General features: G+C 60.8%; 4 protein-coding genes. 1 reads left to right on the top strand and 3 read right to left on the bottom strand.

What is annotated here, in order from left to right:
- A partial coding sequence (locus VL598_RS05660) for a carbon starvation CstA family protein (protein WP_325325717.1) occupies positions 1–1,931 on the bottom strand: 1,931 nt, incomplete at its 3' end.
- 403 nt (positions 1,932–2,334) lie between these two features.
- Between VL598_RS05660 and VL598_RS05655 the strand changes: the two genes are divergently transcribed.
- Positions 2,335–4,752, top strand: coding sequence for a penicillin acylase family protein (locus VL598_RS05655; protein WP_325325716.1), 2,418 nt, complete (start codon positions 2,335–2,337; stop codon positions 4,750–4,752).
- Positions 4,753–4,805: 53 nt separating this feature from the next.
- On the opposite strand, the gene VL598_RS05650 is transcribed toward VL598_RS05655, so the two are convergent.
- Both VL598_RS05650 and VL598_RS05645 read right to left on the bottom strand, forming a co-directional pair.
- Entirely contained in the window at positions 4,806–5,489 is a 684-nt protein-coding gene (locus tag VL598_RS05650; RefSeq protein WP_325325715.1) for a Fe2+-dependent dioxygenase, read from the bottom strand.
- Between the two features lie 21 nt (positions 5,490–5,510).
- Complete coding sequence (locus VL598_RS05645; protein WP_325325714.1) at positions 5,511–7,709, bottom strand: TonB-dependent siderophore receptor; 2,199 nt, start codon at positions 7,707–7,709, stop codon at positions 5,511–5,513.
- Positions 7,710–7,832 lie beyond the last annotated feature (123 nt).

Genomic DNA, 7,832 nt, shown 5'->3' with positions numbered 1-7,832 from the left:
ACCACCGCATCGAGATAGTTGTTGAACGCGACTCGTTGCATTTCCCCGATTGACTTCGCCGGCGCCAGAGCGACGCCTTGCGCGGCCGCATCGCTGAATTTGTTCGCGAGCGAAAGGAAGCCTACACGGGGATCGCTGCTGAAGATCTTCTGAACTCCGGCCGTCAGTGTTGTGACCAGAAGCCACGCAGTTGGCACGAGTGTCACCCAGACATAGCGTTCCCGCTTCATTTTCATCAGCACGCTGGTACACAACAACAACGCGATGCCGGCCAGCATCTGATTGCCAACGCCGAAGAGTTGCCACAACGTGTTGATGCCACCGAGCGGGTCGACTACGCCCTGATAGAGGAAATACCCCCACGCCGCGACACAAAGCCCTGTGCCAAACAAGTTCGCCGGCAAAAGCTGGGTATCGCCAAGGGGACGGTATACGTGCCCCAGCATGTCCTGAATCATGAAGCGCCCAACGCGTGTGCCGGCATCCACGGCCGTCAGGATGAAAAGCGCCTCGAACAGGATCGCGAAGTGATACCAGAAGGCCTGCATCGTAGTCCCGCCAAGCGCCTGCGAGAGTATCTGCGCCATGCCGACCGCAAGCGTCGGTGCGCCGCCGGCCCGCGACAAGATGCTGTGCTCTCCGATATTCGCCGCTGTCTGAGTGATCGTTTCCGGCGTGATCGTAAATCCCCATTCGGAGATGACCTGCGCGGCGTGTGCAGCCGTAGTGCCAATAACAGCGGCGGGCGCATTCATGGCGAAATAAATGCCGGGATGCAGCACGCAGGCGGCAGTCAACGCCATGATGGCAACGAACGATTCAGCGAGCATCCCTCCAAAGCCGATGAGGCGCATATGCGACTCGCGCTCGATCATCTTAGGTGTTGTGCCCGACGATATGAGCGCATGGAAGCCCGATACTGCACCACAGGCGATGGTGATGAAAAGGAATGGGAACAACTGCCCCGAAAACACCGGTCCGCTGCCGTCGATAAAACGCGTGGTGCGCGGCATTTCTAGCGACGGCGCAACGAAATAAATGCCGATCGCTAGCAAGACTATCGTGCCGATCTTCAGGAACGTGCTCAGGTAGTCGCGTGGCGCGAGCATCAGCCATACGGGCAGACTCGAGGCCACGGCGCCGTACAGGATGAGCGCCCAGGCCAGTTGCGGCCCAGTCAGCGTGAACGCCGGCCCCCAAGTCGCACTGTCAGCAACGGTCCTGCCGAGGATCAGTGCAGCAATCAACAGCACAACGCCGAACAACGATGCTTCACCCACATGCCCCGGTCTCAGAACACGCATATAGATGCCCATCAACAAGGCGATGGGGATCGTCGCCGCGATAGTGAAAAGCCCCCATGGACTCGCCGTCAGCGCTTTGACCACCACGAGGCTCAGCACCGCAAGAATAATGATCATGATCGCTAGCACGCCGATGAGTGCCAGCGAGCCCGGCACGGGACCGAGTTCGATCTTGATCATCTCGCCGAGCGATTTGCCGTCGCGGCGCACTGACGCAAACAGCACGATAAAGTCTTGCACGGCACCCGCGACGACCACGCCCGCGAGTATCCAGAGCGTGCCGGGCAAGTAACCCATCTGCGCCGCCAGTACTGGGCCGACCAAAGGCCCTGCTCCGGCTATCGCGGCGAAGTGATGCCCGAACAGCACCCACCGGTTCGTCGGCACGTAATCCATGCCGTCGTTGTGACGCTCGGCCGGTGTCTGTCGCCTGTCGTCGAGTCGCAATACGCGATCAGCAATGAATTTGCTGTAGAAACGATAGGCGATGAAGTAGACCATCAGGGCTGCGGTGACAAGCCAGACAGCGCTGACGCTTTCACCGCGGCTGAGCGCGAGTGTCACGAATGAAAATGCGCCGACGGCGACAACCGCAGCCCAAAGTAGCATGGACGCGAGCCTGTTCATGGCATCTCCTTGCAGACGAACCGCGCGCGGCAACGTTCATCAGCATGCCTTGTGAGCAGTTGCTGGCGCGGGCGCCCAGCCTATGGGTAATGTAGGGGCGACACGATAAAAAATACTCCTGCACCCACGCCACAGCAAGGATCACTCCAGCATCAGGAATACGTATAAACCCGGATGCTTGTCCGCACCACCGTAAGTCTTGCTCTCCCGTCACCCGCAAGTCGCAAGGCGGGCGGTGAGTTGGAACCGTGCGTTCAGCGCGCAATTTGGCACCCTAGCGTGCCATGGCAACGATACATAATGGCACTCGTTGCAGACGGTACGTTGAACGACGATGTCCATCCATGACCGACAGATAGCCGCCTCGCAAACGACCTCAAAGGAAGCAAAGGCGCCGCACCGCATGACGCGCGCGGTCGCGCTTTGCGTCGCCGTGCTGTTATCGATCACGTTCGGTGGCTACGCCCTCGTGCGTGCGAGCTTACCGCCACTCGACGGCACACGCGTCGTCTCCGGACTTGATGCGCAGGTCGTCATCGAGCGTGACGCGCTGGGTGTGCCGACCCTCGTAGGGAGAACCCCTACCGATCTCGCCTACGCGATGGGCTTCGCGCATGCGCAAGATCGCTTTTTTCAGATGGATCTGTTGCGCCGCGTGGCCGCTGGCGAATTGGCTGCGCTGGTAGGCCCTTCCGCAATCGATACGGATCGCCGACACCGGCTGCATCGCTTCCGCGCGCGAGCCCAACTGGCCGCCGCCGCGCTCGACAGCACGTCGCGTCATTTGCTCGAGCGCTATGCAGCGGGCGTCAACGACGGGCTCGCCTCGCTGCAAAGCCGCCCGTTCGAATACTGGTTACTGCGAAGCCGGCCCGAGCGTTGGAGCGTCGAAGATTCGCTGCTCGTGGTCTATGCGATGTATTTCGATCTGCAGTACCAGGAACTGCAACGCACGCTCGCTCGCGCTGCATTGCATGAGCGTGTCTCGATGCCGCTCTTCGCGTTTCTCGCTCCGGCGGCGAGCCATTGGGACGCGCCACTCGATCAACCGCCATCGGCCACGTCCAGCCCGCCGCACTCTGTCAACTGCGCGCTGCCCCCGCCCACTCCGGATTGGCTTAGGGCGACACCGTTGGCTCCCGCCGCGTTGAACCGCGACGCTGGATCTGAAACCGCTGCCATGGTCGGCAGCAACGGCTGGGCTGTCGACGCGATGCACGGCGCAGACGGGCACGCCATACTTGCGAGCGACATGCACCTCGGGTTGTCGCTGCCGAACATCTGGTATCGCGTGAGCGTGGACATGCGCGACAGGTTAGGCTCGGTGTCACACCGCGTTACGGGCGTGAGTCTGCCCGGCACCCCTGCCATAGTCGCCGGCAGCAATGGACGCATCGCTTGGGTCTTCACGAACAGTTACGGGAATTTCATCGACCTCGTCGAACTCGAAGTCGACCCGCGCGATCCGTCGCGTTTTCGCATGCCTGATGGGCACTGGACGCACGCATCCGTGCATCGAGAGTCGATCGCTGTGCGCGGCGCGGCGCCCATCGAAATGGACGTCGCCGATTCGCCATGGGGGCCGCTGATCACGGTTGGCGCCCATCGCTACGCCGTTCATTGGATCGCTCATGAGGCAGGTGCGGTTGACTTCGGGTTGGAAAAACTAGCCGATGCCGACGACGTGCCTGGCGCGCTCACCATGGGTGCCGAGAGTGGCATTCCGTCACAAAACCTTATCGTCGTCGACAACCAAGGCCATATCGGCTGGACCATTGCCGGCCCACTGCCGAGGCGCCCGCAAACTGACTTGGCAACGATGCCGGATCTTCCTGTTCGTAGCGATGTCTACCCCGGCTGGGACGGCTTTCTGAGCCCAGCGGAGCACCCACGCATGATCGACCCGACGAGCGGGCGACTGTGGGCAGCCAACAATCGGCAGCTCATCGGTGCTGAACAAATGAAGATCGGCGATAGCGGTAGCGACGTCGGCGCCCGCGCCACGCAAATTCGCGATACGTTGCTTGCGCATGAGCGGATGAGCGAGCGCGACATGCTCGCACTGCAGACGGACGACCGCGCGCTATGGATCGAACCGTGGCGGCGCCTTGCGCTCGATGCACTCGATGATGCGGCGATCGAAGCGCGCCCACAACGCGCGCAATATAGGCGCCTCGTCGAACAATGGAATGGCCGAGCGGATGTCGACGCCGTAGGCTACACGTTGCTACGCGCGTTCTACACGGCGCTCTACGACGCCTGGTTCGGCAAGCTCGATGCCGAATTGGCGCAAGTGCATCCCGGGCTCGGTTATCGCGTGGCGACGTCCCGCTCGCTTGCCGTCATGGAGACGCTCACGCGCTGCCACGCATGGGTGCCGCCGGGCTTCATCGATTGGCACGCGTTTATCCTCGAGCGCATCGACCGGGCCATCGGTGCGCTCACGCAAGACGGCATGCCTTTGCAAGCGGCTCGTTGGGGCGAGCACAATCGAGCCGCAATCGCCCACCCGTTCGCACATACCATGGCTGCGCATGTCCCGCTGCTCGATTCGCTGCTCTCTGCCCCGAATGAACCGCTGCCTGGGGACAAACATATGCCGCGTGTACAGGCACCTTCATTCGGCGCCTCGGAGCGCATGGTGGTCTCGGCGGGACACGAAGCGCAAGCGATCTTGACGATGCCCGGAGGACAATCGGGCAACCCGGCATCGCCGTATTTCCTGGCCGGGCACGATCACTGGGTGCACGGCGATGCGAGCCCGCTGCTACCGGGTCCCTCAGTGCACCGGCTGCAGCTCATTCCGGAAAAACGGCCATGAAACGTGCACACCGGCCCGACATTTCTATACGCTGCTGTGTCCTGCGTCTTCCATCAAGTCTCCGACCACATCCGGAGCAGATTGTGATACGAGCCAACCAACGCACGACGTGCGGTTTCGTCGGCGTTCGAAGCATTGAGCCGCTGAATCGCGTTATCGAGATCGAATAGCAGCGCGCGTTGCGCGTCATCGCGTACCAAGCTTTGGACCCAGAAAAAGCTCGATATGCGCGCCCCGCGCGTTACGGCGCGCACCTGATGCAGGCTGGTAGCCGGATACACGATCGCATGCCCAGCGGGCAACTTGACTTCGTGTACGCCGAACGTATCCTCGATGACGAGCTCGCCGCCCTCATAATCGGCAGGCGGTGTCAAAAACACTGTCACCGAGACATCCGTCCTCACGCGCGCGCCATGACCGCTGACGATGCGAATGGCACCATCCACGTGACTGCCGAACGCCATCCCTCCTTCGTATCGATTGAAAAGCGGCGGATACACGCGGTTCGGCAAAACGGCGCTAATGAAAAGAGGATGCCGTTCGAGCGCTGCGAGAATCGCGTCTCCCAACTCGCTCGCAATCGGCGAGCCTTCACCAATCTGCTGGTTGCGCTTGACCGGCGCCCCTTGGTAGCCGGCAGTCGCCCGGCCGTCAACCCATGAATCGGCGGCTTCCAGACGCTCGCGCATGGCGGCGGCGGCAGCAGGGCTCAATACGTCGGGGATAGAGAGAATCATGATGGCGTAGTCCGCGCTGCATTAGAAGAATCGATAGTTGATCGTGGCAAGAAACGTACGTCCGACGCCGGGTACCGCTCGTCCGCCATCGGACGGAATGAGCGCGTCGTAATACATCTTGTTGGTCAGATTCCAGACGTTGAGCTGCACGTCATAGTGTTTTGTCCGATAGGCGGCCATCGCATCCCAGCGCGTGTAGCCGCCCACTTCTACGAAATTGTTGTTGGCCGCATATCGCGACGACATGAACACCGGGCCACCTCCGATTTCCCAGTGTGGCGTCAAGGCGTATGTCGTCCATAGCGTAAGCGTGTGGCGCGGCGTGTTGGCCAACACATTGCCCGTCGTGCCGTCGAATGCCTTAAGGATTTGGCCATCCATGTACGTGTAGCCGCCGAATATCTGCCATGCGCGGGTGAGATGTCCGGCCACTCCGAGTTGGTAGCCGCGCACACGTACATCGCCATCTAGCACGTAGTCGCCCGTCGAGGTCTGCGAGCGCGCGTTGGTCTTTTCGATGTTGAAGAGCGATTGCGTAACCGAAAGGTCACCGCCCAGAAGATCGTGCTTCGCACCCACCTCATATGAGCGGTTGTGCTCGGGCGCCAGATTCTGCGTCGTGTTAGTGAGTGTCAGTGCTTCGAGCGAAGGGTTGAAAGACGTGCCGTATGACACGTAGTACGACTGCCAATCAGTCGGTTGCCACACAATGCCGCCACGCACGCTCGTGAAGAAATTCGTTTGGGCCGCATAGGACGGTGCGTTAAGCGAATTGCTGATGGATGCTTCAAAGCGATCCCAACGTGCGCCCCCCACGACTTTCCAATGCTGCCCGATCGAAACCGTATCGTTGAAATAAACACCCACACCATTTGCCGCCGATTCGGCGTGGTTGCCTGCCACGGATTGAACGTTCGCAGGCCGCGTTGTGTAGACCGGATCGAGCAGCGGCACGATACCGAGCGTGTTTGACGGTAGCCCCGGCGTGGTCGAGAGGTAGCTCTGGTTGCTATACGTCTCGTGACTCAGATCAACGCCAGCAATCACCTCATGTTTGAGCGGCCCCGTGCCGAACTTCCAATCGACGTCGGTCTGGTTGTAGATCGAATGATCGTCGATGACACGGTCTTTGCCCTGCAGCTTGACGTAGAGTTGCGATAACGGCAACGACGTGTAATTGCCGTTCGACAGCGCCTGCGCATTTGCAGAGGGGCCGGTGAGCACAGCTGCCGCGTTGGTCGCGCGTGCGTCGGTGCCGTAGTGGCTGAACTGCGTTTCGCTGCGCAAGCGAAGGTTGTCGCTAAAGCGATGTTCGAGGCGCGCGGACAACGTCTGCACGTCCTGAATGGTGCGGTCGTCAGTAAAGCCATAGAACGTTGAACGTCCCACCGGAGCAGGGTGGCCATTGACTGCGGGTACACCATAGTCGGGCTGGTCACGGTTGTGCTGAATGAGCGCCGACAGCGTAATCTCGGTCGGTGTGCCAATACCGAATTTCACTTCCGGCGCAACGCCGTAATCCTTGCTCTTCATGATGTCGCGCGTGGAGCCGATGCTCTGGCCGAATGCGTTCAAACGGATTGCGGCCGTCTCGGAGATCGGCTGATTGACGTCCACGGTGGTGCGATAGCGGTCGTTCGTGCCCACCATCGCTGAAACATCGGCGCGCTCTTTGAGCGTAGGTTCCTTGCTGACTTGATTGATCACGCCCCCGGTGGAGCCACGCCCGAAGAATAGCGACGAGGGACCGTAGAGCACGTCGATCGATTCGAGGTTGAACGTATCTCGGTAGTACTGCCCTCGATCGCGAAAGCCATCCAGATAAAGATCGGTGCGTGCCGTGAAGCCGCGCAGATTGATGTTGTTGCCGATCTGGCCGCCCTCGGCTGCGCCAATCGTAATGCCTGGAACGTTGCGCAAAGCCTCCGTGAACGATGTGGCCGCCTGAGATTGCATGACCGCTTTGGGCACGACAACAACCGCCTGGGGAATGTCGCGCAGCGCAGTGGGCACTTTCGCGCCGACGCTCGACGTTTCGGGTTGAAAATCAGGGCCGCTGGCCTGGGCCGATACACGCACAGGCGGCAACGTCGGGCTGTCGGCCGCAGCATCGGAAGCAGGATTGACAGGAGCTACAACCGTCTGAGCATAGAGTGGCGCAGCAAGCGGAGCGACGGCGACCGCCAGTAAAGTCGCCGAAAGCGGAGTCTTTTTCAACATGAGCAGCTACCCGAGTCGTGTGGTGAACGATCGGCGGATCCGTCCGCCCACTCGGGCTTGCCAGTTCCAGCCGAAACGCGATGCCGAAGCACATGGCTTCAACAACGGCTGGCTGGCGCTGTC

Origin of the sequence: Trinickia sp. (genome assembly GCF_035492435.1) — a bacterium.
In the GTDB taxonomy this organism is placed as follows: Bacteria; Pseudomonadota; Gammaproteobacteria; order Burkholderiales; family Burkholderiaceae; genus Trinickia.
This window is presented reverse-complemented; position numbering and strand designations above follow the sequence as displayed.

Bases quoted from the DNA above. Each gene is read 5' to 3' on its own strand.
- VL598_RS05655 (WP_325325716.1), top strand. From the start codon at position 2,335: ATGACGCGCGCGGTCGCGCTTTGCGTCGCCGTGCTGTTATCGATCACG.
- VL598_RS05650 (WP_325325715.1), bottom strand. From the start codon at position 5,489: ATGATTCTCTCTATCCCCGACGTATTGAGCCCTGCTGCCGCCGCCGCC.
- VL598_RS05645 (WP_325325714.1), bottom strand. From the start codon at position 7,709: ATGTTGAAAAAGACTCCGCTTTCGGCGACTTTACTGGCGGTCGCCGTC.